Here is a 23,761-nt window from a genome sequence, read left to right on the forward strand (position 1 = left end):
GGGGGGTGCCGGCCCGGGCCGGGAGTCGTCGTCGTCGTCCCCGAACGGGTCGGCGTCGGAGGCGGCGCCGGCGTCGCCCACGTCGGCGGCCGCCGCGGTGAGGAGGTCGTCGAAGTCGTCGCCCGCATCCTCGTCCTCGTCGCCGTCCGGCCCGTGGGCGGCCCCCGCCGCCCAGGCGTCGTCGCCGCCCCGGGCGTCGTCCTCGTCGCCCGCGTCCCGGTCCTCGTCGCCGTCCGGCCCGTGGGCGGCCCTCGCCGCCCAGGCGTCGTCGCCGCTCCGGGCGTCCGGCGACCACGCGTCGGTCGGCGACCACGCGTCGGTCGGCTCCGGGGCGGGCGCCGGCGGCGGGGGTGGCGGGGCCACCGAACGGACCTGGCGCAGCGTCGCCTCCAGGACGGCCAGCACGTCCTCGACGGGGGCCGCTTCCTGGCGGATGGCCAGGCTGTAGCGCTTGAACACCTCGAGGTCCACCAGCCGCACGAGTCGCATGCCCGAGATTGTCGCCCACAGCGGCCCTCTGCCAGAGTTCCGCGTCGCCATGGCCCCCCAGCGCGTCATCCCGTGGGTCCTCCGCGCCGTGTGGGCGGTGCTCCCCTTCACCGCCGGCCCCGCCTTCGCCGACGCCCTCGCCGAGCGCAGCGGGCCGGTGCAGGACGTGGCGTCGATCGGCCTGTGGGCGGCGTGGGCGGTGGTGCTGGTGGCCACCCTGGTGCCCCACCCGGTCAGCCTCACCGTCGTGCGCTGCGCCGCCCCCGGTGCGGTGGCCGCCGCGCTCTTCGCCGCCCTCGACGCCTCGGGCTCGCCCCTCGCCGTCAGCACGACGGCGCTCGCCCTCGCCGTGGCCCTCCTCCCCGAGACGGGGACCGCCTTCGTCAACGGGCCGGCCTACCCCGGCGAGCGCCGGTTCCTCCTGCGGGCGCCGACACCGCTGCTGGTCGGCGTGCTGGGCGTCGTGTGGGCGTTGGCCACGGCGCCTCTCGCCGCCGGGCCGCTGCTGCTGGCCGCCCGCCAGTGGCTGCCGGGAGCCCTCGTCCTGGCCGTCGGGGTGCCGCTGTCGGTCGTCCTGTTCCGCGCCATGCACGGGCTGTCCCGGCGGTGGCTGGTGTTCGTCCCCGCCGGGGTCGTGCTCCACGACCACATGGCCCTCGCCGACCCGGTGCTGTTCCGGCGCCAGGTGATCGCTCGCCTCGGCCCGGCGCCGGCCGGCACCGACGCCCTGGACCTCACCCAGACCGCTCCCGGCCTCGGCCTGGAGCTCACCCTCACCGAGGAGGTGTCGGTCGTGCGGTCCAAGCCGGGCCAGCGGCTGGGTGAGCCGGCCACCGCCACCCGGGTGCTCGTCACCCCCACCCGGCCCGGCGCCGTGCTGCGGGAGGCGGCCGAGCGGGGCCTGCCCGTCGGGTGACGGGCTGGCCCGCCTATTCGACGACGACGCCGGCCAGATCGTCGCCCGGCGGGTACTGCGGGTCGAGCGACTCCAGCGTCTCGACCAGGATCGTGCTCACCGCCCAGTTGCGGTACCACTTCCGGTCGGCCGGCACGACGTACCACGGCGCCGCGTCGGTGGAGGTGCGGGACACCGCCTCGGCGAACGCGGCCTGGTAGTGGTCCCAGCGGGCCCGCTCCTCCAGGTCGCCCACCCGGAACTTCCACCGCTTGCCCGGGTCCTCGAGGCGGGCCCGCAGCCGCTCCGCCTGCTCGTCCTTGGAGATGTGCAGCAGCACCTTGACGACCACCGTGCCGGCGGCCGCCAGGTTCGCCTCGAAGTCGTCGATGAGCCGGTAGCGGGGCCGCCACACCGACTCCGGCACCAGCTCGCGCACCCGCACGACCAGCACGTCCTCGTAGTGGGAACGGTTGAACACCACGACCTCGCCCCGGGCCGGCGTGTGCCGGTGGACCCGCCACAAGAAGTCGTGCTCGAGCTCCTCCTCCGACGGGGCCCGGAACGAGACGACGCGTGCCCCGGCCGGGTTGAGCCCGCGGAACAGGTGCTTCACCGTCCCGTCCTTGCCGCCGGCGTCGATGGCCTGGAGCACCACCAGCACCGACCGGCGGTGCTCGGCCCACAGCCGCTCCTGCAGCTCCGCCAACCGGGCGTGGAGGCCGTCGAAGGCGGCGACGGCCGCCTCCTTCCCGCCACAGCCGTCCGTCGACCCGGGTTCGAGGGCACCCAGGTCGACGGTCGTCCCGGGCGCCACCCGCCACCGCTCGCCCGGCGCCATCCTGCGACCCTACGCGGCGGTGGCCGTTCTCTGGACACGACGAGCCGGTGTCCGGCGCCGGCGGTCCACAGAACGCTCGGGTCAGCGCGCCGTGGCCGCCCCCAGCACCCGGTCGCCGTCGTACAGGGCGACGGTCTGGCCGGGCGCCACGCGGCGCTGGGGCGCCTCCCACCGCACCGCCGCGCCCTCGAAGACCCCGGGGGCGGCGGCGCCGTGGGCGCTGGCCTGCGCCAGCACGCGTGTGCCCGGCGCAACCGGCCGGTCGACCCACGAGACGCTCGAGGCGTCGAGGACGACCTCGTCGGCGCAGGCGTCGGCGGCGGTCCCGGCGACCACGGTGGCGCTGGCGACGTCCACCGACAACGCGTAACGACGGACACCATCGCCCGGGCCCAGGCCCCGGCGCTGGCCGACGGTCACCAGCTCGACGGCCGGCACGGTGCCGACCTCCTCGCCGGTGGCGGCGTCCACGACTCGGCCGGGGCGGAGCGGGATGCGGGGGGCGAGGAACGCCCGGCGGCCGCCCCCGCGTGAGATGAAGCACACGTCCTGGCTGTCGGGCTTGGCGGCGGTCCGCAGCCCGAGGGCGGCCGCCCGCGCCCGGACGTCGGCCTTGGTCAGCTCGCCCACCGGCAGCAGCACCCGCGCCAGCTGCTCCTGGCCGAGCATGGAGAGGACGTACGACTGGTCCTTGGCGGCGTCGGCACCGCGGCGCAGGTGCCACCGCCCGCCGTCGGGCACGACCCGGGCGTGGTGCCCGGTGGCCACGGCGTCGAACCCGAGGCGCACCGCCCGCTGGAGCAGGCGGTCGAACTTCAGGTGGCGGTTGCACTCGATGCACGGGTTGGGCGTGCGCCCGGCGGCGTGGGCGTCGGCGTAGGGCCCGACCACCCGCGCCTCGAAGTCCTCGGTGAAGTTGAACACGTGGTGGTCGATCCCGAGCTGCTGGGCGACCCGGCGGGCGTCCTCCACGTCGGCCACCGAGCAGCACCCGGAGTCGCTCGCCCCGCCCCACAGCTTGAGGGTGGCCCCGACCACCGCGTGGCCCTCGTCGCGCAGGAGGGCGGCCGCCACCGACGAGTCGACGCCGCCCGACATGGCGACCAGCACCCGCACCGGTCAGCCCTCGCGGAGGCGGGCGACGGCCTCGGGGACCGTCTTGAGCGCCAGGTCGACCTCGTCGTCGGTGGTCGCCGGCCCGAGCGAGAGGCGCAGGCTGGCCAGCGCCTCGTCCCGGGGGACGCCCATGGCCGCCAGCACGTGCGACGGCTCGAGGGCCCCGCTGGCGCAGGCCGAGCCGGCCGACGCGCACACGCCCGCATCGTCCAGCAGCACGAGGAGCGCCTCGCTCTCGGCTCCCGGGAACCGGAGGTGGCAGCTGCCGGCCACCCGGCCGGCGCGCCGGCCCGTCTCGACGGCGTCGGGGACGGCGGCGAGGAGGCCGTCGGCCAGCCGGTCGCGCAGGGCGGCGACCCGGGCCACCGTGCGCGCACGCCCCTCGACCGTCGCCCGCATGGCGGCGGCCATGCCCACGATCCCGGCCACGTTGTGGGTCCCGCTGCGCCGGTCCCGCTCCTGGCCGCCCCCGTGGAACAGCGGCTCGAGCACGACGCCCGAGCGCACCAGCAGGGCGCCGACGCCCTTGGGGCCACCGAACTTGTGGGCGCTCACGGCGATGAGGTCGGCGACCTGCCCGAGGGCGGCGACGTCCAGCCACGGGAACGCCTGCACGGCGTCGGTGTGGAGCACGGCCGCCGGGGCCAGGCGGCGGACGACGTCGGCCACCCCGGCCAGCGGCTGCACGGTGCCGACCTCGTTGTTGGCCAGCATCACCGCCACCACGGACGTGTGCTCGCCGAGGACGGCCGCCAGCGCGTCCAGGTCGACGACACCATCGGCGCCGACGGGGGTCGCCCGCCCGCCCAGGGCCGTCGTGGCGTGGAGGACGGCGTGGTGCTCGGTGGCGGCGCACACCACCGTCCCGCCCCGGTGGCGCTGGGCGCCGACGACGGCCAGGTTGTCCGACTCGGTGCCGCCGCTCGTGAACACCACCTCGCCCGGCTCGCACCCGAGGCAGGCGGCGGCCACGTCGCGCGCCTCGTCCACCGCCCGGCGGGCGACGCGGGACACGGCGTGGGCCCCCGACGGGTTGCCGAACCGCTCGGTGAGGAAGGGCATCATGGCCTCCAGCGCCTCGGGACGGAGGGGCGTGGTGGCGGCGTGGTCGAGGTAGGCGAGCGGCGCGGTCACGGCCCTCCCAGGCTACGGGAGCGGCCCCGGGCCTACGACAGGCGGTCGCGCAGCCAGGCGGCGTCGTGCACGGCGTTCGCCTCGTGGTCGTTGTTGAAGTAGGCATAGACGTCGCGGCCCTCGGCCAGCCACGCCTCGAGGCGCTCGGCGGCGGGCGCCAGGTTGTCGGGGCCGTAGCGCCCCCAGTACTTGCGCTCCAACGCCTGCGGACCGTGGAAGCGGACGTAGGTCCAGTCGGCGGTGAGGACCCAGGGGTGGTCGGGCAGCAGGTCGTGGATGCACAGGGCGGCGCCGTGGCGGCGCAGCACCTCGTACACCTCCTCGTGCAGCCACGAGCCCTCGCGCACCTCGACCGCCCACCGCAGGTGCCCCGGCGCGACGGACAGGAACTCGTCGAGGCGGGCGGCGTCCCGCTTCCAGCGGGGCGGCAGCTGGACCAGCGTGGGGCCGAGCGAGCGGCCCAGGCGCTCCACCCGCTCGAGGTGGTTGGGCAGCCACGAGGCGGCGTCCCGCAGCTTCATGCGGTGGGAGCCGAACTGGCCGAGCTTCAGGGCGTAGACGAAGTCCTCGGGCGCCTGGGCGGCCCACCCGTCCATGGTCTTCTCCTGGGGCAGGCGGTAGAAGGTGTTGTTGATCTCGACGCTGTCGAAGCGGCCGGCGTAGTGGTCGAACCACCGCCGCTGCGGCAGGTCGTCCGGGTACACCAGCCCCCGCCAGTCCTTGTACACCCAGCCCGAGCAGCCGATCCGGGGGCGTCCGCGTGGCACCCCTCTCCCCTACCCCGCCCCGCCCGGGGGGACGCCGACGGTGCACCGGCTCAGGCGGCTCAGGCGGCTCAGGCGCGGCTCAGGCGCGGAGGTCGACCACCTTGCGGTCGCCGTGGGCCGCCAGCCGGGCGTCCAGCGTCGGCGGGTCCACGACGACGTACTGGGTGGCGAACAGCTCGGTGTCGAGCTCGGCCAGCAGCTCGGGCAGGGGCGTGCCGGGCGAGACCGCCAGGAACACGAACAGCTCCTCGCCATCGGCCGTGTTCCGCAGCTCGGCCTGCCAGTCGGCCACCCCCCGGTGGTCGTCCAGCACCCGCAGGAACGACGGCGTCTCCGAGTCGACCCGCAGGAGGGGGCCCTTGGCGCCACACGACGGGCACGGGCCCGGCTCCAGCGAGGCGATCACCCCGGTCCGGAGGCGGACCATCACCGTGCCGTGCCAGCCCAGCGCCGTCCAGACGACCTCGCCGTCGGCGCCCGGCGGGACCGGCGTCGCCGAGAGAGGGTCGACGACCTGGACCAGCTCGGCCTCGGGCCACGTGTGCAGCGCCGTGGCGCCCGGGCACTCCCACCACATGGCCCGCACGCCGGGCGGGGCCCACGCCGAGACGACGGCTGCGTCCGGTGCCGCCAGGAGCGACCGGAGCCGGGCCCGCAGGGCGTCGTCCAGCGGCTCGCCCGCCGCGATCAGCAGGCGCACCCGGCTGCGCCAGCCGGCGGCGGCGCCACTGGCGACGCGGTCGTCGAGAAGGCGGGCCAGGTCGTAGGGCCGGCCCACCAGGACGCTCGGGCGCAGCCGGGCCGCGTCGGCCACGGTGGGGACGGGCGGCACGAAGACGGCGGACACACCGAGGCGCATGGCGCCCAGGACGACCTGCCAGTACGGCAGGTGCGGCCCGGCGGGGAGGAACCCGAGGACGACGTCGTCGCCGCGCACGCCCGTGGCCGTCAGCCAGCGGGCGGACAACGAGCCCAGGCGCTCGACGTCGGCCGCCGACGAGCCGATGGGCACCCCGTCCTGGACCAGCCAGTGCACGGGTTTGTAGGCCCGCTCCATCGCCGCCGCGCCCTTGCTGCGGCGCGGCAGGCGGGGCCGCAGGACGAGCGCGCCGGGGTCGGTGATGTCGGCCAGTGCGATCGGGGCCATACGGGCGAGGTCGTCGGCCGACTTGAGGCGCCCGCCCCCGAGGGCCTCGGCCAGGCGCTGGCGCAGCGGCGGCGCATGCAGGGCCACGTCGTGCACCAGGTACTCGACCAGCTGCCTGTCGCTGCCCGCCGCCACGAGGGCGGACCCTACCCGGCCCGTGCCGGCGGCCGGGGGCCGTGGCGCCCGCCGGTAGCGTGCGGCGGTGACCGGCGACGCCCGACCGCCTGCATGAGCCAGCTCCGCCTCGACCCCCTGACCGGGCGCTGGGTGGTGGTGAGCACCAACCGGTCGGGGCGCATGCAGGCGTTCCCGGCCGGCGCCCCGCCGGTCCCCGCCGACGGCGAGCGGCCGTGCCCGTTCTGCCCCGGCAACGAGGAGGAGACCCTCCCCGCCCTGGTCACCCACGACGCGGGCGGCGCGTGGCTGGTGCGGGTCGTGCCCAACCGGTACCCGGCGTTCGAGGGAACGGCGCCCATGGTGGTGAGCCACCTGGGGCCGGTGTTCACCCAGGCCCCCGGGAGCGGCGTCCACGAGGTGCTGGTCCTCTCGCCCCACCACGGCCAGGGGTGGGCCGACCTGCCCGACGACCAGGTCGACCTCGTCATGGAGGCGATCGTCGGGCGGGTGGCGGCGCACGCCGGAACCCCCGGGCTCCGCTACAGCCAGGCCATCGTGAACCTCGGCCGGGAGGCCGGGGCCTCGGTCGACCACCCGCACGCCCAACTGCTGGGGATGCCCTTCGTGCCCCGCGAGCTGGCCGACGAGCAGGCGGGGTTCGCCCGCTTCGAGGGCAGCTGCCTGCTGTGCACGACGGCGGCCGCCGAGGCCGCCGAGGGGCACCGGCTGGTGACGGCCGCCGACGACGTGGTGGTGCTGTGCCCGTTCTGGAGCGCCGCCCCCTACGAGATGCTGGTCGTGCCCGAGCCCCACGGTGCCCACGTCCACCGGTCCGGTGCGGCCACCGTGACGGCCGTCGGCCGCGCCCTGCGCGACGCCCTGGGCCGGCTGCGGGCCTGCGTCGGCGAAGTGCCCTACAACCTCGTCTTCCACTCCGCCCCCTACCGGGCCGCCGGCGCCTTCCACTGGCACGTCCACGTCGTCCCGAAGCTGACGACGCCGGCCGGCTTCGAGTTCGGCACGGGCGTGATGGTCAACGTCGTGGCTCCCGAGGCGGCCGCCGCCGACCTCACCGCCGCCCGCCCCTGACCGGCGGTCGCCGGGCGGCCCGGAACCTGTGGCGGAAACGACTCGGATCCGGGTCGTTTCCGGGACAGGTTCGACGACCTAGTCCGCCGCCAAACCGAGCGCCTCGGCCAGCGGGCGCAGGTCGACGGCGGGCGGCACGCCCGAGGCCAGGGCGGCGTGGACGACCTCCTGGGCGTGCTCCCAGGGCCCCGTCAGCCCCAGGTCGGCGGAGACCTGGAGGAGGGCCAGGGCGGCCAACGCGCCGTGCGCCGCCATGGTCCTCGACGCCGCGTCGGCCCCGGCGCCGACGGCCTGCTCGGTGGCGGCCGAGAGGAGGCGGGTGACCACGGCGCGCGCCTTGGGCGTGTCGACGATGAAGCCGTTGGCCCGCGCCTGGCGCGCCATCTCGACGGCCCGGCGGTAGTCGGACGGGTTGACCGAGCCCTGCTGGGCCAGGATCTCGGCGTCGAGGCGCCGGGCCAGCACCAGCTCGGCGGGGGCCCGCAGCTCGGGCGGGAAGGGGTAGCGGGCCGCCGCCAGCACGTCGATGGTGCGGCGGTGGTCGTCGAACAGCCGCTCGTAGGCCGCCACGAAGCGCTCGGCCAGGCTGCCGGCGGCGCCCTCGACGATGTGCTCGGCGGCGTCGGGCAGGGCCGCCGACAGGTCGAACTCCCCGGGGCCGAAGCCGTCGCTCAGCAGCCGGAGCAGCGTGGTGATCGGGGCGCCGTGCCGGAAGGCGCCGCGCAGGTACGCCACCGCCGCGATGTCGGCGGCCGGGTCGGCCCGGCGGGTGGCGCCCAGCACCTCGAGGGCGCCCAGGTGCAGAGCGGCGTACACGTGGGCGGTCCGGCGCCCCGTGCGCTCGTGGGTGAGCACGACCCGGCCGGTACACAGCACCACCGCGCCGCGGTCGTCGCGGGCGTGGTCGAGGACCTCGACGGCGAAGGCGCCGATGCGCCCGGGGGGCGCCCGGTCCTCCAGCAGCTCGGAGAGGGCGATGTTGGCCGCCACCCGGTCGGCGTCGGCCATCGCCGGCAGCACGTGGCGGTGCCAGACCTCCCGCCCCGTGCCCTCCTCGGCCACGTTGCTCTCGGCCTTGCCCAGGACCTCCAGGAACGCCTCCTCGTGGGGGTCCTCCTCGAGCTCGCGCAGCAGCTCCATGACCCGCAGGGCGTAGCGCAGGACCTGCACCGTCTCGAGACCGGCCAGGTCGTTGAAGAACCACCCGCACGAGGTGTACATGGCCATGGCGTGGCGCTGCGCCTCGAGCAGGGTGAAGGCCACGACGGGGTCCCCGACCACGTGGGCGCCGGCGAACTCCTCCCTCGTCACCGCGCCCAGCAGCACCCGTAGGTACTCGTCGCGGGCGGCCCACGGGTCGCGCAACACGCCGGGGCCCCGGCGCTCGAACACCTCGCACAGCCGGTCGCGGAGCAGGTCGAGGGCGTGGCGCAGTGGCCGGCGCCAGCGCTGCTGCCACCCGGGCTGGCCGCCGGTGGAGCACCCGCAGTCGTCCTCCCAGCGGCTCACGCCGTGGGCGCACGACCACGAGCTCAGCGCCACCTCCACCTCGTGCCGGGGGCGGATGGCCCGGAGGTAGGCGGCCACGCTGGTGACCTCCACCCCACGCTGCGGCGCCTCGACGGTGAGGGCGTGGGCCGCCAGCCGCTCGCCCCACCGCTGGTGGTGGCCGAACGTCTCGCCGTCGGCGGCGATGGTGACCAGCCCCTCCTTGCGGCTCGTCACCGTGTCGAGGAGCGCTCGGCTGGAGAGGGTGCCGAGCTCGAAGGCGAGGGAGTGCGAGAGCCCGCCGTCGTAGAACACGACATCGACGCCACGGCCCGAGCCGTCGGGGTGCAGCCAGCGGTACGGGCGTGACGTGTCCACCGCGCCGCCGCTCACGTCCCTCCACGACGCCGCGCCGGCGCCCAGGCGACGCACCCGGCGGGCCTGGCCGGGGGCGAGCACGGTGAACGCGACCCCCTCCTCGGCGAGCACGGCCAGCACGCGGTCGTCGACCGCCGCCTCCGGCAGCCACATGCCCTCGGCCCGCCGCCCGAAGCGGTGCTCGAAGTCGATCAGGCCCCACCGCACCTGGGTGCGCAGGTCGCGGTCGTTGGCCAGGGGCAGGATCACGTGCCCCCAACCCTGGGCCATGCCCCGGTGCCCGTCGGCGTCGGCCTCCAGGATGCGCCGGTACGTCACGCGGTCGTTGGCCTCGAGCCACGACAGCAGCGTGGGGCCGACGTCGAAGGAGAGGTTGGCGTAGTTGTTGACGATGTCGACGACCCGGCCCTGGTCGTCGAACACCCGGGCCACCCCGTTGGGGCGGTAGCACTCGGCGTCGATGCGGGCGTTCCAGTCGTGGTAGGGCGCCGCCGACGCCTCCCGGCCCAGCTCCTCGGTCCACGGGTTCTCGCGCGGCGGTTGGTAGAAGTGGCCGTGGACGACGAGCGAGTGAGGCACCCTCCGACGGTACCCGGAGCCGCCGCCCGACCGTTCCGCCCCGGCGGCCCGCCGCCGGGCACGGGATCAGCGCGTCGCTAACGGACTTTCGCGGCGTTCGCCGCGCAAGGCCTGCGGCCGCACTCGCCGCCGCAGGCGGCCTCCACGGGCTGCGGACACCGAGACAGGACAGGGCGGAGGCGGCGCGAGCTCCGCTCGCCCGCCGGAGCACGATCGGACTCGACCGAATGGAGTGAGCGGAGCGAAAATGAGGTCGAAGATCTACTGGTCGGGCACCAGCCAGACCACCGCCAGCGGAGGCAGCGTCACCTCGGCCGAGAACGGCAGGCCGTGCCAGGAGGCGTCCCGGGCGAACACCCGGCCGGAGTTCCCGACGCCGGACCCGCCGAACTCGATGGCGTCGGTGTTGAGGACCTCCCGCCAGTCGCCACCCGCGGGCAGGCCGAACCGGTAGCCGTGGCGGGGCACGGGAGAGAGGTTGGCCAGGCAGGCGAGCGGGCGGCCGTCGTCGTCGAAGCGCAGGAACGACAGCACGTTGTTCTCGACGTCGCTGGCGTCGATCCACCGGAAGCCGTCGGGCGCGTCGTCGCGCTGCCACAGCTGGGGCAGCGCCTTGTAGTGCCGGTTCACGGCCCGGACCAGGTCCTGCACGCCGCGGTGGCCGGGGTCGTCCAGCAGCCACCAGTCGATGCCCCGGTCGTGGGCCCACTCGCGCCCCTGCCCCAGCTCCCCGCCCATGAACACCAGCTGCTTGCCGGGATGCGCCCACATCCAGGCGAACAGGGCCCGCAGGTTGGCGAGCTTCTGCCAGTGGTCGCCCGGCATCTTGCCGAGCAGCGAGCCCTTCCCGTGCACGACCTCGTCGTGGCTGAGGGGGAGGATGAAGTTCTCGCTGAAGGCGTACAGGAGGCCGAAGGTGAGCTCGTGGTGGTGGTAGCGCCGGTAGACGGGCTCCTTGGCGAAGTACTCGAGCGTGTCGTGCATCCAGCCCATGTTCCACTTGAACCCGAAGCCGAGGCCGCCCAGGTAGGTGGGCCGTGACACCGCCGGCCAGGCGGTCGACTCCTCGGCCACGATCATCACGCCGGGATGGGCGCCGTAGACGGCTTCGTTGAGCTCCTTGAGGAACGCCACCGCCTCCAGGTTCTCGCGCCCGCCGAACTGGTTGGGGACCCACTCCCCTTCCTTGCGGGAGTAGTCGAGGTAGAGCATGGAGGCGACGGCGTCGACCCGCAGGCCGTCCACGTGGAACTCCTCCAGCCAGAACAGGGCGTTGGCGATGAGGAAGTTGCGGACCTCGTGGCGCCCGAAGTTGAACACCAGGGTCCCCCAGTCGGGGTGGGACCCCAGCCGCGGGTCCTCGTGCTCGTACAGGGCGGTCCCGTCGAAGCGGGCCAGCGCCCAGTCGTCGGCCGGGAAGTGGGCCGGAACCCAGTCGACGAGGACGCCGATCCCCTTCTGGTGGAGGGCGTCGACGAGGTGGCGGAAGTCGTCGGGCGTGCCGAAGCGGCCCGAGGGGGCGAAGTACGACGAGACCTGGTAGCCCCACGACGGCTCGTAGGGGTGCTCGGCGACGGGCATGAACTCGACGTGGGTGAAGCCCATGTCGGCCACGTAGCCGGGCAGGGTCTCGGCCAGCTCGCGGTAGCTGTACGGGCGGTCCTCGTGGGGCTTGCGCCAGGAGCCGACGTGGACCTCGTAGATCGAAAGGGGCGCATGGACGTGCTCGACCTCGTCGCGCGTGCTCATCCAGCCGGTGTCGGCCCACTGGTGGTCGGCCTCGGTGACCCGGCTGGCCGTGCCCTCGGCCGGGTGCTGGGCCCGGAAGGCCATGGGGTCGGCCTTGAGGGTGACGTGGCCGGCGGGAGTGAGGATCTCGAACTTGTACAGCTCGCCGGCGGCCACGCCGGGGACGAACAGCTCCCACACCCCGGACGTCCCGAGCGACCGCATGGGGTGGGTGCGCCCGTCCCACAGGTTGAAGTCGCCGACCACGCGGACCGAGCGGGCGCTGGGCGCCCAGACGGCGAACGACGTCCCGTGCGCTCCCTCGTGGCTGCGGACGTGGGCGCCGAGCACCCGCCACAGGTGGCGATGGCGGCCCTCGCCGATGAGGTGGAGGTCGATGTCGCCCAGGGTCGGCCAGTGCCGGTACGGGTCCTCGTACGTGTAGGTGCTGCCGTCGTCGTAGCGGGCCTCGAGCCGGTACGGGCCGGCCACCGCCGGGGCGGTGGCCTCGAACACGCCCTCGCCGCGGATGCGCCGCATGGGGACGGGCTCGGCGCCCTCCGCCAGCAGGCGCATGGACGCCGCCCCGGGCCGCCACGCCCGCACGACGCCGTCGTGGACGCCGAGCACGCGATGGGGGTCCCCCGGGACGCCCTCGACCAGCCGGTCGAGGTCGACGTCGAGCTCGGAGCGCAACGGCGGCGACCCCGCGGACTTCTGCCTGCTACCGGGCATCGAGCAACCTCCTGACGGCCCCCAGGGGGATCTCTACCCAATCCGGCCGGTGCGCTCGCTCGTAGAGGACCTCGTAGACGGCCTTGTCGAGCTCGAAGGCGGCCAGGACGGCATCGCGGTCGGCGCCGGCGGCGGGGAGCACGTCGTCGATCCCGGCCGTCCCGTAGTAGCCGCCGAGGAACGCCCCCCGGTTGCGCCGCTCCCAGGCGTCGGCCCGCGGGCGCAGCGTCTCGTGCTCGCCGGCGTCGCGCTCGAACAGGGCGACGGCCGCCGCGTACTGGAACGACCGGATCATCCCGCCCACGTCCTTGAGGGGCGACGACGGCAACTGCCGCTCGGCCAGCGGGCGGGCGGGCTCGCCCTCGAAGTCGAGCACGAACCAGCCGGTGTCGGTGCGCATGACCTGGCCGAGGTGGTAGTCGCCGTGGACCCGGACGGCGGGCCCCGGCGAGGCCACCGACCGCAGCCGCTCCACGAACTCCTTGCTCTTCACGGCGTCGACGTCGCCCTCCTCCAGGCGGGCCATCTGCGTCTCCACCAGGGCCGCCCACGCCGCTGGGTCCCCGGGCGACGCGCCGAAGGCGGCGGCCAGCGCCAGGTGCATCCCCGCCGTGACCTCGCCGAGGCGCCTCGCCTCGGCGGCGAAGTCGCCTCCGGCGGCCGCCGGGTCGTCACTCGCCCCCGCGTACAGGTCGCGCAGGGAGGTGAGCGCCAGCGCCCACCCCTCGGCCCCACCGGCCAGGTACCGGGCGACCACGGCGAGGTCGACGCCGTCCCGCCGCCACACCCCGAGCGGCTGGGCCACCGACGTGAACCCCTGGGCGGCCAGGCCCACCGTCACCTCCACGTCGGGGTTGGCGCCGGCGTGCAGCCGGCGGAACAGCTTGAGCACGATGCGGTCGTCGAAGACGAGGGACGTGTTGGACTGCTCGGCGCCCATGGGGCGCACGAGGTTCCCCTCCTCGCCGGGCGCCACCTTCGACAGGATGACCCTGGCGTACTCGGGGTCGAGCGTGGCGTCGAACGCCACGTCGTCGCCGACGACGCCGAGCACGGCGGCGTCCTGGCCGTGCAGGAACTCGGGGATGGCGTGGGCCGGGCGGCGGCCGACGACCACCTGGTACCGGCCGCCGGCGGCGTCGACCAGCAGCCACTCGAGGCCGTCGTCGAGCTGCTCGCGGGCGGCGACGGTCGCCGACTCGGGCGGCGGTCCCGAGAACCACCGCTGGCGGCCGAGGTAGGCAGGGAGCAGCCGGTCGACCGCCGTCTCGTCCACCGCCGGGCCGCTCACTGGGCGTCCACCAGCTGGAACCAGTAGAAGGCGTAGGGGTTGAGGGTGACGAAGTAGGGGAGCTCGCCGACCCGGGGGAACGGCACCCTGCCCATGAGCTCGATCGGCGTCTTGCCGGCGAAGCGCTGGAGCGGCAGCTCCGCCGGTTGGGCGAAGCGCGACAGGTTGTTCACGCAGAGCACCAGGTCGTCCTCCTCGCAGCGCAGGAAGGCGAGGACCGACGGGTTGTCGGTCGGGATCACCTCGAAGGTCCCGGTGCCGAACACCGGGTGCTGGCGGCGGACCTCGAGCATGCGCCTGGTCCAGTGCAGCTGCGAGCTGGGGTTGCGCATCTCGGCCTCGACGTTCACCGCCTGGTACCCGTAGACCGGGTCCATCAGCGGCGGCAGGTAGAGCCGGGCGAAGTCGGCGCGGCTGAAGCCGGCGTTGCGGTCGGGCGTCCACTGCATCGGCGTGCGGACCCCGTCGCGGTCGCCCAGGTAGATGTTGTCGCCCATGCCGATCTCGTCCCCGTAGTAGAGGATCGGGCTCCCCGGCATGGAGAACAGCAGGGCGTGGAGCAACTCGGCCACACGGCGGTCGTTGTCGACGAGGGGCGCCAGGCGCCGGCTGATCCCGACGTTGCGCTTCATGCGCGGGTCCTTGGCATACTCGGCGTACATGTAGTCCCGCTCCTCGTCGGTCACCATCTCAAGCGTCAGCTCGTCGTGGTTGCGGAGGAAGATCGCCCACTGGCACCCGGGTGGGATGTCCGGCGTCTGGGCCAGGATCTCGGTGATGGGGTACCGCTGCTCCCGCCGGATCGCCATGAACATGCGGGGCATGAGGGGGAAGTGGAAGCACATGTGGCACTCGTCGCCCTCGCCGAAGTAGTCCACGACGTCGGCCGGCCACTGGTTGGCCTCGGCCAGGAGGACCTTGCCGGGGAAGTCGGCGTCCACCTCGCTGCGGACCCGCTTGAGGTACTCGTGCGTCTCCTTGAGGTTCTCGCCGTTGGTTCCGTCCCGCTCGTAGAGGTAGGGGACGGCGTCCAGGCGGAACCCGTCGAGGCCGATGTCCAGCCAGAACCGGACGACGTCCAGCATGGCCTGCTGGACCTCGGGGTTGTCGTAGTTGAGGTCAGGCTGGTGGGAGAAGAACCGGTGCCAGTAGTACTGCTGGCGGACCGGGTCCCAGGTCCAGTTGGACGTCTCGGTGTCCACGAAGATGATGCGGGCCTCCGACCACCGCTCGGGGTCGTCGCTCCACACGTACCAGTCGGCCTTCGGGTTGTTCCGGTCCTGGCGCGACTCCTGGAACCAGGGGTGGGCGTCGCTGGTGTGGTTCATGACCAGGTCGGCGATGATCCGGATGCCCCGGCGGTGCGCCTCCTCCACCAGGCCCACGGCGTCGGCCAGGTCGCCGTACTCGGGGAGGATGGTGAAGAAGTCGGCGATGTCGTAGCCGCCGTCGCGCAGAGGCGACTGGTAGAACGGCAGCAGCCACAGGCAGTCGACCCCGAGCCACTCCACGTAGTCCAGCTTCTCGGTCAGGCCCGCCAGGTCGCCCGTGCCGTCCTGGTTGGCGTCGTAGAAGCCGCGCACGAGGACCTCGTAGAACACCGCCCGCTGGAACCACGTCGGGTCGGCGACGCTCTCCGCCGTGCCGACCTGCGCCCCCGGTGCCGGAAGGCTCATCGCAGCGTCCGCAGGTGGAGGACGTGGGCGGCCTGGAAGGGCTCGAGGCGGACGTAGGGCGTGCTGCCCCACCACGAGAACGACTGGAACGTCAGCTCGTCGAACGCCTCGTAGGGCTGGTCCCAGGGCAGGCCGAGGAGGGCGAGGTCGAGGTCGAGCGTCGCCTCCGCCGGGTGGTGGGGGTCCAGGCTGACGACGGTGAGCACCACGTCGGAGCGGTCGTCGGTGTGCTTGGAGTAGGCGATCACGTTCGGGTTGGTCGACCCGTGGAACGCGATGTTGCGCAGGCGCTGGAGCGCCGGGTGCCGGCGCCGCGCCCCGTTCACCAGGGCCACGAACGGCGCCATGGTGTGGGGGTCGTCCCAGTCGCGGTGCTTGATCTCGTACTTCTCGGAACGCAGGTACTCCTCGTTCGACGGCGACGCCGGCTGGTTCTCGTACTGCTCGTAACCGCTGTAGATGCCGTACGAGGGCGTCATGGTGGCGGCCAGCACGAAGCGCTGGCGGAACGCCGCCGGAGGCCCGTCGCGCAGCGGCCCGCTCAGGATGTCGGGCGTGTTGGGCCAGAAGTTGGGGCGCATGTAGTCCGCCTTGGGGCCGTGGGCCAGCTCCTCGAGGTACTCCTCGAGCTCGGTCCGGGCGGTGCGCCACGTGAAGTACGTGTAGCTCTGCGAGAACCCGACCTCGGCCAGCTTCGCCATCATCTTCGGGCGGGTGAACGCCTCGGCCAGGAAGAACACGTCGGGGTGCTCGGCCTGCACGGCCGGGATCATCCACTCCCAGAACGCCACCGGCTTGGTGTGCGGGTTGTCGACCCGGAAGACCCGCACGCCCCGGCCGATCCAGAAGTCCACGATCGCCCTGCACTCCTGCCACAGCGCCTGGCGGTCGGCGTCGTCGTCGGGCCAGAAGTTGATCGGGTAGATGTCCTGGTACTTCTTCGGGGGGTTCTCGGCGTAGGCGATGGTCCCGTCGGGCCGGTGGTGGAACCACTCGGGATGCTCGCGGACCCAGGGGTGGTCGGGCGAGCACTGGAGCGCGTAGTCCAGCGCGATCTCCATGCCGTGCTCCTGGGCCGCCGCCACCAGGGCGTCGAAGTCGTCGAAGGTCCCGAGGTCGGGGTGCAGGGCGGTGTGGCCGCCCTCGGGCCCGCCGATGGCCCACGGGCTGCCGACGTCGTCGGGCCCCGCCTCGGTGACGTTGTTCGGCCCCTTGCGGAACTGGCGCCCGATGGGGTGGACGGGCGGGAGGTAGAGGATGTCGAAGCCCATGTCGGCGACGGCCGGCAGGCGCTCGATGGTGCCCCGGAGGCCGCCCTCCGACCGGGGGAACAGCTCGTACCAGGCGGCCACCAGCGCCCGCTCGCGGTCGACCCACAGCGGCGCCGGGTCGGAGGCGGTCAGGTCGGCGGCGCCGGCCGGACCGGCCAGAAGGTCGGCGACCTCCGGCGCGAGGGCGGGTGCCAGCCGCTGGGGCGGAGGCGTCGAGTCGTCGCCCCGCAGGGTTGCGGCCAGCTGGCCGAGATGGGAGCGGTCGTGCTCCTCGGCGAGCGCGGCCCGGCGCTCGAGCAGCCGGGCGCCCTCCTCCAGCTCCACGTCGATGGCCTGGCCGGCGGCCAGCTTGGTGGTCACCTTGTGCCGCCAGGTCCCGTAGGCGTCGGTCCACGCCTCGACGACCAGCTGGTGCGAACCCAGCGTGGTGGGCTCGACCACCGCCTCCCACCGGTCGTTGACGATCTCGCGCATGGGCGCCACCGACCACTTGTCGCTACCGGCGGGCCGCCACCGGACCCGTGCGGCGAGGTGGTCGTGGCCGTCCTTGAAGACGTCGGCCGACACCCGCACGGCCTCGCCGACCACCGCCTTGGCCGGGTACCCCGACGGGGTGCTCGGGCGGACGTTCTCGACGACGACGCGGCCGGTACGGGGCGAAGGGCGCGCTTCACTCACCCACGTAGCCCTACCACGCCCCCGGGGTCGGGGAAACCCCGGCGTCGACGGCCCGCCAGCAGTACCACGCGGCGACGGTGCGCCACGGGCGGTAGCGCTCCCCCGCCGCCGCCAGGTCCCGCGGCGACGGCGGGGCGGGAAGCCCGGCGATCTGCGCGTAGCCGGCGCGGACGCCGTAGTCGCCCACCGGCCACACGTCGGGACGGTTGAGCTGGAAGATCAGGAACATCTGCGCCGTCCACGGGCCGATGCCCCGCACCGCGCACAGCCGCTCCACGATCTCGTCGTCGGACAGCCGGGAGATGCCGACAAGCCCGACGGTCCCGTCCGCCACCTTGGCCGCCAGGTCCTTGACGCTGGCCGCCTTGGCCGCCGACAGGCCGGCGGCGCGCAGGTCGGCGTCGGGCGTGGCCAGGACGGCAGCCGGCGTGGGGCGGCCGTCGTAGAGGGCGGAGAAGCGGGCGGCGATGGCGGCTGCCGCGCCGGTGGCCAGCTGCTGGTACAGGATCGAGCGGGCCAGGGCGGCGAAGGCGCCGCCGGGGTGGCGGCGGCGCACGAGACGGCACGGCCCCGCCCGGGCCACGAACGCGGCCATGGCGGGGTCGGCGGCCGACAGCGCGTCGACGGCGTCCGACCATCGTCCCATCCCCGGCATTGTCGTCGCCTCCGGGGATCCGGCGGCGGGGCGTGGGCGCCCGGGCGCCTCCCCCCAGTAGCGTCCGGACCCGATGAAGGCACTCCGCAGCTTCACCGTCCGGGCCAAGCTCCCTCCGGCGCTGGCCCCCCTGCACGAGCTGGCGATGAACCTCCAGTGGTCCTGGAACGGCCACACCAGGAACCTGTTCCGCTGGATCGACCCGGGGACGTGGGAGGTCACCGGCCACGATCCGGTGCGGCTCCTCGGCATTGTCGGCCGCGACCGGCTGGAGACGCTCACCCGGGACCGTGCCTTCATGGCGTTCCTGTCGGAGGTCCACGGCGACCTGCGCAACGACCTCACCTCCCCGTCGTGGTTCCAGGAGCGGCCCAGCGCCCTGCGCTCGGTGTCGTACTTCTCGCCCGAGTTCGGCATCGCCGAGGCCGTGCCCCAGTACTCGGGCGGCCTCGGCGTCCTGGCCGGCGACCACCTGAAGGCGGCCAGCGGGCTCGGGGTCCCGCTCGTCGGCGTGGGGCTGTTCTACCGGATGGGGTACTTCCGCCAGGAGCTCAACCCCGACGGCTGGCAGCAGGAGCGCTACCCCACCCTCGACCCCCACGCCATGGCGGTGCGGCTGGTGGACGGCGCCCGCGTCAGCGTCGACCTGGCCGGCGTCGAGGTCTCCGCCCAGATCTGGCGGGCCGACGTCGGCCGGGTGCGCCTGTACCTCCTCGACGCCGACATCGACGACAACGACGCCGAGCACCGCAGCGTCACCGACCGGCTCTACGGCGGCGGCACCGAGCACCGCCTGCGCCAGGAGATCCTCCTCGGCATCGGCGGCGTGCGCGCCCTGGACGCCGTCGGCGAGGAGACCCAGGTCTTCCACACCAACGAGGGCCACGCCGGCTTCCTCGGCCTCGAGCGCATCCGCCGCCTGGTCAAGGGGTCGGACATGAGCTTCGCCGAGGCCATCGAGTCGGTCCGCGCCGGCACCGTGTTCACCACGCACACACCCGTCCCGGCCGGCATCGACCGGTTCCCCCACGAGCTCATGCAGCGGTACTTCCAGGGGTGGGCCGACGAGTGCAGCGTCCCCTTCGACGACCTCATGGCGCTCGGCCACCTCCCCGACGAGCCCCCGCACAACCCGTTCAACATGGCGGTGATGGGGTTGCGCCTGGCCGGCATGTCCAACGGCGTGTCGGCGCTCCACGGGCAGGTCAGCCGGACGATGTTCAGCGCCCTGTGGCCCGACATCCCGCCCGAGGAGGCGCCGATCACGTCGGTGACCAACGGCGTCCACGCCCACACCTGGGTCTCGGACGACATGAACGACCTGCTGTCGCGCCACCTGGTACCGGCTTGGGACGAGGCCGACGCCACCATGTGGCAGCGCCTGGCGGCCGCCCGCGACGACGAGATCTGGCGCGTGCGCGAGCAGAGCCGCGAGCGCCTGGTCGGCTTCGTGCGCCAGCGCCTGCGCCAGGCGGCGCTCGGCCGGGGCGTCAGCGAGTCCGACGTGGCGTGGTGCGACGAGGTGTTCGACCCGAGGATCCTCACCATCGGGTTCGCCCGGCGCTTCGCCGCCTACAAGCGGGCGACCCTCCTGCTCTCCCAGCCCGAGCGGCTGCGCGCCCTTCTCCTGTCGCCCGACCGTCCCGTTCAGATCGTGTTCGCCGGCAAGGCGCACCCGGCCGACGACATCGGCAAGGAGATGATCCGCCAGATCGTCCAGTTCTCCCGCGACCCGGCGGTGCGCCACCGCATCGCGTTCGTGGAGGACTACGACATCGCCGTGGCCCGGACGCTCCTCCAGGGCTGCGACGTGTGGCTCAACACCCCGCGCCGGCCCCAGGAGGCGTGCGGCACGAGCGGCGAGAAGGCGGCTCTCAACGGCGCCCTGAACTGCTCGATCCTCGACGGCTGGTGGAACGAGATGTTCGACGGGGAGAACGGCTGGGCCGTCTCCTCGGCGGAGACGTACGACGACCTCGGCCGGCGCGACGCCGTCGAGGCCGGCAGCCTGTTCGAGATCCTCGAGCACCAGGTGGTCCCCCTGTTCTACGAGCGGGTGGAGGGCGTCGTGCCCCGGCGCTGGGTCCGGCGCATCAAGTCCTCGCTCGTCTCCCTGGGGCCGCGGGTCACCGCCTCGCGCATGGTGCGCGACTACGTCGAGCAGCTGTACGAGCCCCTGGCGGTACGGGCCGACGACATCGGCGCGGGCGAGTACACGCGCGCCCGCGAGCTCACGTCGTGGAAACGGCGGGTCCTCGCCCAGTGGGACGCGGTGAAGGTCGAGGCGGTGGACAGCGACTCGGCGGTGGCCGACATCGGGACCGACCGGACGGTGTCGGCCGTGGTGTCGCTGGGCTCGCTCACCCCCGACGACGTGGCGGTGCAACTCATCTTCGGGCCGGTGGGGCCCAACGACGAGATCACCGCGCCGGCCGTCGTCACCATGGACCTGGTCGGCGAGGGGCCGGGCCCGGCCACCTACCGCTACGTCTGCACGTTCTGCGCCGAGCAGGCCGGGCGCTACGGCTTCACCGTGCGCGTCATCCCGGCCCACGCCGACCTGGGCACGCCGGTGGAGATGGGGCGCGCCGCCTGGGCGTAACCGAGGCGGCGGCCCCGCCGCCTGTGGTGCAATAGCGCCGTGGGGCGCCGCGGCGCGCTGCGTTCGAGGATCGCGTCGACCGGCGCGCTGTACGTCGCGGCGTCGCCGATCGACGGCATCGGGGTGTTCGCCGCCCGGCCCTTCGCGACCGGCGAGGTCGTCGAGTGCTGCCCGGTGATCGTCTGCCCGCCCCCCGACGAGACGCTGATCGAGCAGACGCAGCTGCGGGGCCTCTACTTCACGTGGAAGGACGACGCCGTGGGGCTGGCCCTCGGCTACGGGTCGCTCTACAACCACTCGTGGGAGCCGAACGCGGAGTACGAGCTCGACCACCGCCGCCGGCTCGCCCGCTTCCGTGCCGTCCGCCACATCGCCGCCGGCGACGAGGTCACCATCAACTACACCGGGCACCCCGACGGCCGCGGCGACCTCTGGTTCGACCTGCCGGCGCCCCCGCCGGCGTGACCCGCTCGCTCAGGCGCTGGGGCCGAGGAGCGCCTCGGCGGCCGACCAGGGGTCGGTGCGGCGGGCGGCCAGGTCGGCGCTGACCTGCTCGTAGCGCGGGCCCGAGAGCCGGCCCTCGGCCCGGGCGGCGAGGCGGTGCAGGACGATCGCCCGCACCTCGTCGTCGAGGCGCCGGGCCCGCCGCGCCGCCAACAGCCCGCTGTCCCCCAGGAAGGCGCGGTGGGCGGCGACGGCGTCCCACAGCTCGTCCACGCCCTCGCCGGTCGTCGCCACCGTCCGCACAACGGGCGGCCGCCACGGGCCGGGGTCGAGGTTCATGTCCAGCATCGTGCGCAGGTCCCGCTCCGCCTCCGCCGCGCCGGGGCGGTCCGCCTTGTTGACGACCAGCACGTCGGCGACCTCCAGGAGGCCGGCCTTGTTCGCCTGGACGGCGTCGCCCCACCTGGGGTTCACGACGACCACGGTGGTGTCGGCCCATCCCGCCACCTCCACCTCCACCTGCCCCACGCCCACCGTCTCCACCACCACGAGCGGGAAGTTGCAGGCGTCGAGCACCCGGATCGCCTCGGGCGTCGCCAGGGCGAGACCGCCGAGGTGGCCGCGGGTGGCCATCGAGCGGATGAACACGCCGGGGTCGCCGGCGTGGCCCTGCATGCGCACGCGGTCGCCGAGGATGGCCCCGCCGGAGAACGGCGACGACGGGTCGACCGCCAGCACCGCCACCTCGGTGCCCATCGACCGGACGTGGCCCACCAGGCGGTCGGTGATCGTCGACTTGCCGGCGCCCGGCGCGCCGGTGATCCCGAGCGTGTACGCCTCCCCGCCGCGGGGATAGGTGAGGCGCCCGACCGACCGGGCGTCGTCGCCGCCGCGCTCCACCAGCGTGATCAGCCGGGCCAGCGCCCGGCGGCTCCCGGCGGCAGCGTGGTCGAGCAGCGCCCCGGGGTCGCCGGAGATCACGCTCGTGCCCGCGGCCCCGGGCGGACGCCGGTCAGAAGTCGGTTTCGACCGTGTCGAAGTCGATGCCCTTGGCCCGCACCTCGGTGATCCCGGGGACGCGGTCCTTGAGGATCCGCTCGATGCCGGCCTTCAGGGTGAGACCCGACATGGGGCAGCCGCCGCAGGCGCCCATCAACTCGATGTCGACGACGCCGGTCTCCTCGTCGACGGAGAGCACGCGCATGTCGCCCCCGTCCGACTGGAGGGCGGGGCGGATCGCTTCCATCGCCTCGAGAAGCTGGGTTTCCATGGCAGAAGGCTACAACCCGCCCGGAGCACGGCCCATTCCCGGCCCCGGGCGGAGTCAGCGCTCGCGGCGCACGTCGGCGCCGAGGTGGCGCAGCTTGCCGGCCAGGTCGTCGTAGCCGCGGTCGATGTGCCAGCCGTCGGCGACGACCGTCTCGCCGTCGGCCCCCAGGCCGGCCACCACAAGGCCGGCGCCCGCCCGCAGGTCGTGCGCCTTGACCGGGGCGGCGGACAGGCGCTCCACGCCCCGGACGACGGCGTGGTGGCCCTGGATGCGGATGTCGGCGCCCATGCGGACGAGCTCGTTGACGTAGTTGAAGCGGTTGGCGCCGTACAGGTTCTCGGTGACGATGCCGACGCCCTCCGACACCGCCAGCACCGACATCAGGAGCGGCTTGTAGTCGGTGGCTATGCCCGGGTACGGGAGGGTGGACACGTCGGCCGAGGTGAGCCGGCGGGGGGCGGCCGCCCACACGCCGTCGCAGGTGGGCGACGTGCGCAGCCCCATCTCCCCGAGCTTGGCCAGCAGCATGTCCATGTGGTCGTGGCGGGCGCCGTGCAGGGTGATCTCCCCGCCCGCGACGGCGACGGCGGCCAGGAAGGTGGCCGCCTCGACGCGGTCGGGGATGGCCTCGTGGTCGGCCGGCGACAGCTCGTCGACGCCCTCCACGGTGATGGTCGACGTCCCGGCGCCGACGATGCGGGCGCCCATGCGGTTCAGGAGGGCGGCCAGGTCGGCGACCTCGGGCTCGCGGGCGGCGTTCTCGATCACCGTGACGCCCTTGGCCCGCACGGCGGCCATGAGGATGGTGTCGGTGGCCGTGTGGCTCGGCACCTCCAGGACGATGCGCTCGCCGATCAGGGCGGGCGCCCGTCCCTCGATGACGCCGTGGTTGAGCTGGAACCCGGCGCCCAGCGCCTCCAGGCCGGTGAGGTGGTCGTCCACGGGGCGCGAGCCGAAGTCGTCGCCCCCCGGCATCGACACGCACGCCTGCCCGCACGCCGCCAGGAGGGGCCCGAGGACGACGATCGACGCCCGCATGCGCTCGACCAGCTCGTACGGCGCCTCGGGGGTGATCTCGGGCGGCCGGCGGATGGTGAGCGTGTCGGCGTCCCGGGCGACGTCCACTCCCATGGAGGTGAGCAGGTCCGCCATGGTCTCCACGTCGGCGATGCGGGGGACGTTGCGCAGCACGTGCGTGCCCTCCGCCAGCAGGGTGGCGGCCATGAGCTTCAGCACCGAGTTCTTGGCGCCGCTCACCCGCACGGTGCCGTCGAGGGGCACGCCCGGCCGCCCGAGATCACCCCCGAGGCGCCGTACGAGCTGGTCGAGCGCATGCGGGCGTCGATCGTCGTCCTCGGGCCCCTCCTGGCG

General features: G+C 74.2%; 19 protein-coding genes. 4 read left to right on the plus strand and 15 right to left on the minus strand.

Annotated elements, in window-relative coordinates:
• On the minus strand, positions 1–489 hold a 489-nt coding region (locus VM242_10025), incomplete at its 3' end, for a hypothetical protein (GenBank protein ID HVM05501.1).
• On the opposite strand from VM242_10025, the gene VM242_10030 reads away from it, so the two are divergent.
• A complete protein-coding gene (locus VM242_10030) occupies positions 488–1,405 on the plus strand; it encodes a hypothetical protein (GenBank protein ID HVM05502.1) in 918 nt (305 codons plus the stop codon). The two genes, VM242_10025 and VM242_10030, sit on opposite strands and share 2 nt — an antisense overlap.
• 13 nt (positions 1,406–1,418) lie before the next feature.
• Here VM242_10030 and VM242_10035 read toward each other — a convergent pair whose 3' ends face one another.
• The 5 genes from VM242_10035 to VM242_10055 all read right to left on the minus strand — a co-directional run bounded on the left by VM242_10035 (position 1,419) and on the right by VM242_10055 (position 6,524).
• Positions 1,419–2,225 carry a PPK2 family polyphosphate kinase gene (locus VM242_10035; GenBank protein HVM05503.1) on the minus strand — a complete coding sequence of 269 codons (807 nt, stop codon included), beginning with the start codon at positions 2,223–2,225 and terminating at the stop codon, positions 1,419–1,421.
• A gap of 81 nt (positions 2,226–2,306) precedes the next feature.
• Positions 2,307–3,341: a tRNA 2-thiouridine(34) synthase MnmA gene (gene mnmA / locus VM242_10040; GenBank protein HVM05504.1), complete on the minus strand. Its 1,035-nt coding sequence runs from the start codon at positions 3,339–3,341 to the stop codon at positions 2,307–2,309.
• Between the two features lie 3 nt (positions 3,342–3,344).
• Positions 3,345–4,475, minus strand: a complete 1,131-nt coding sequence (locus VM242_10045) for a cysteine desulfurase family protein (GenBank protein HVM05505.1) — start codon at positions 4,473–4,475, stop codon at positions 3,345–3,347.
• Between the two features lie 32 nt (positions 4,476–4,507).
• Complete coding sequence (locus VM242_10050) at positions 4,508–5,242, minus strand: DUF72 domain-containing protein (GenBank protein ID HVM05506.1); 735 nt, start codon at positions 5,240–5,242, stop codon at positions 4,508–4,510.
• Positions 5,243–5,321: 79 nt separating this feature from the next.
• Positions 5,322–6,524 (minus strand): AMP-binding protein, encoded by a 1,203-nt coding sequence (locus tag VM242_10055; GenBank protein ID HVM05507.1) that lies wholly within the window; start codon positions 6,522–6,524, stop codon positions 5,322–5,324.
• A 93-nt stretch (positions 6,525–6,617) separates the two neighbouring features.
• Between VM242_10055 and VM242_10060 the strand changes: the two genes are divergently transcribed.
• Positions 6,618–7,595, plus strand: coding sequence for a DUF4921 family protein (locus VM242_10060; GenBank protein ID HVM05508.1), 978 nt, complete (start codon positions 6,618–6,620; stop codon positions 7,593–7,595).
• Positions 7,596–7,673: 78 nt separating this feature from the next.
• Here the strand turns inward: VM242_10060 and VM242_10065 are convergent, their stop codons facing one another.
• From VM242_10065 to VM242_10090, 6 genes are all read right to left on the minus strand, one after another.
• On the minus strand, positions 7,674–10,040 hold the full coding sequence (locus tag VM242_10065; protein HVM05509.1) for a DUF3536 domain-containing protein: 2,367 nt from the start codon (positions 10,038–10,040) through the stop codon (positions 7,674–7,676).
• Positions 10,041–10,301: 261 nt separating this feature from the next.
• Positions 10,302–12,503 carry a 1,4-alpha-glucan branching protein GlgB gene (gene glgB, locus VM242_10070; protein ID HVM05510.1) on the minus strand — a complete coding sequence of 734 codons (2,202 nt, stop codon included), beginning with the start codon at positions 12,501–12,503 and terminating at the stop codon, positions 10,302–10,304.
• Positions 12,493–13,779 (minus strand): phosphotransferase, encoded by a 1,287-nt coding sequence (locus VM242_10075; GenBank protein HVM05511.1) that lies wholly within the window; start codon positions 13,777–13,779, stop codon positions 12,493–12,495. The genes glgB and VM242_10075 overlap by 11 nt, the downstream gene beginning before the upstream one ends.
• 11 nt (positions 13,780–13,790) lie before the next feature.
• Positions 13,791–15,470 carry a maltose alpha-D-glucosyltransferase gene (gene treS, locus VM242_10080; protein HVM05512.1) on the minus strand — a complete coding sequence of 560 codons (1,680 nt, stop codon included), beginning with the start codon at positions 15,468–15,470 and terminating at the stop codon, positions 13,791–13,793.
• A complete protein-coding gene (locus VM242_10085) occupies positions 15,467–17,419 on the minus strand; it encodes an alpha-1,4-glucan--maltose-1-phosphate maltosyltransferase (protein ID HVM05513.1) in 1,953 nt (650 codons plus the stop codon). The genes treS and VM242_10085 overlap by 4 nt, the downstream gene beginning before the upstream one ends.
• Before the next feature lie 10 nt (positions 17,420–17,429).
• Positions 17,430–18,065 carry a hypothetical protein gene (locus VM242_10090; GenBank protein ID HVM05514.1) on the minus strand — a complete coding sequence of 212 codons (636 nt, stop codon included), beginning with the start codon at positions 18,063–18,065 and terminating at the stop codon, positions 17,430–17,432.
• An 82-nt stretch (positions 18,066–18,147) separates the two neighbouring features.
• On the opposite strand from VM242_10090, the gene glgP reads away from it, so the two are divergent.
• On the plus strand, positions 18,148–20,676 hold the full coding sequence (glgP, locus tag VM242_10095) for an alpha-glucan family phosphorylase (GenBank protein ID HVM05515.1): 2,529 nt from the start codon (positions 18,148–18,150) through the stop codon (positions 20,674–20,676).
• Positions 20,677–20,715: 39 nt separating this feature from the next.
• Complete coding sequence (locus VM242_10100; GenBank protein ID HVM05516.1) at positions 20,716–21,141, plus strand: SET domain-containing protein; 426 nt, start codon at positions 20,716–20,718, stop codon at positions 21,139–21,141.
• A 9-nt stretch (positions 21,142–21,150) separates the two neighbouring features.
• On the opposite strand, the gene meaB is transcribed toward VM242_10100, so the two are convergent.
• The 3 genes from meaB to murA form a co-directional block, all read right to left on the minus strand.
• A complete protein-coding gene (meaB, locus tag VM242_10105; protein ID HVM05517.1) occupies positions 21,151–22,101 on the minus strand; it encodes a methylmalonyl Co-A mutase-associated GTPase MeaB in 951 nt (316 codons plus the stop codon).
• 31 nt (positions 22,102–22,132) lie between these two features.
• The gene (locus VM242_10110) at positions 22,133–22,390 is read right to left on the minus strand and encodes a NifU family protein (protein ID HVM05518.1); all 258 of its coding nucleotides are present in this window, start codon (positions 22,388–22,390) and stop codon (positions 22,133–22,135) included.
• Between the two features lie 54 nt (positions 22,391–22,444).
• Positions 22,445–23,761 (minus strand): UDP-N-acetylglucosamine 1-carboxyvinyltransferase (gene murA, locus VM242_10115; protein HVM05519.1); only part of this gene is annotated, 1,317 nt, incomplete at its 5' end.

The sequence above is a fragment of the Acidimicrobiales bacterium genome, assembly GCA_035540975.1.
GTDB lineage: Bacteria > Actinomycetota > Acidimicrobiia > Acidimicrobiales.

Coding starts and splice junctions, on each gene's coding strand:
- VM242_10030 (HVM05502.1), top strand. CDS start 488: ATGCCCGAGATTGTCGCCCACAGCGGCCCTCTGCCAGAGTTCCGCGTC.
- VM242_10035 (HVM05503.1), bottom strand. CDS start 2,225: ATGGCGCCGGGCGAGCGGTGGCGGGTGGCGCCCGGGACGACCGTCGAC.
- VM242_10060 (HVM05508.1), top strand. CDS start 6,618: ATGAGCCAGCTCCGCCTCGACCCCCTGACCGGGCGCTGGGTGGTGGTG.
- glgB (HVM05510.1), bottom strand. CDS start 12,503: ATGCCCGGTAGCAGGCAGAAGTCCGCGGGGTCGCCGCCGTTGCGCTCC.
- treS (HVM05512.1), bottom strand. CDS start 15,470: ATGAGCCTTCCGGCACCGGGGGCGCAGGTCGGCACGGCGGAGAGCGTC.
- VM242_10090 (HVM05514.1), bottom strand. CDS start 18,065: ATGGGACGATGGTCGGACGCCGTCGACGCGCTGTCGGCCGCCGACCCC.
- glgP (HVM05515.1), top strand. CDS start 18,148: ATGAAGGCACTCCGCAGCTTCACCGTCCGGGCCAAGCTCCCTCCGGCG.
- VM242_10110 (HVM05518.1), bottom strand. CDS start 22,390: ATGGAAACCCAGCTTCTCGAGGCGATGGAAGCGATCCGCCCCGCCCTC.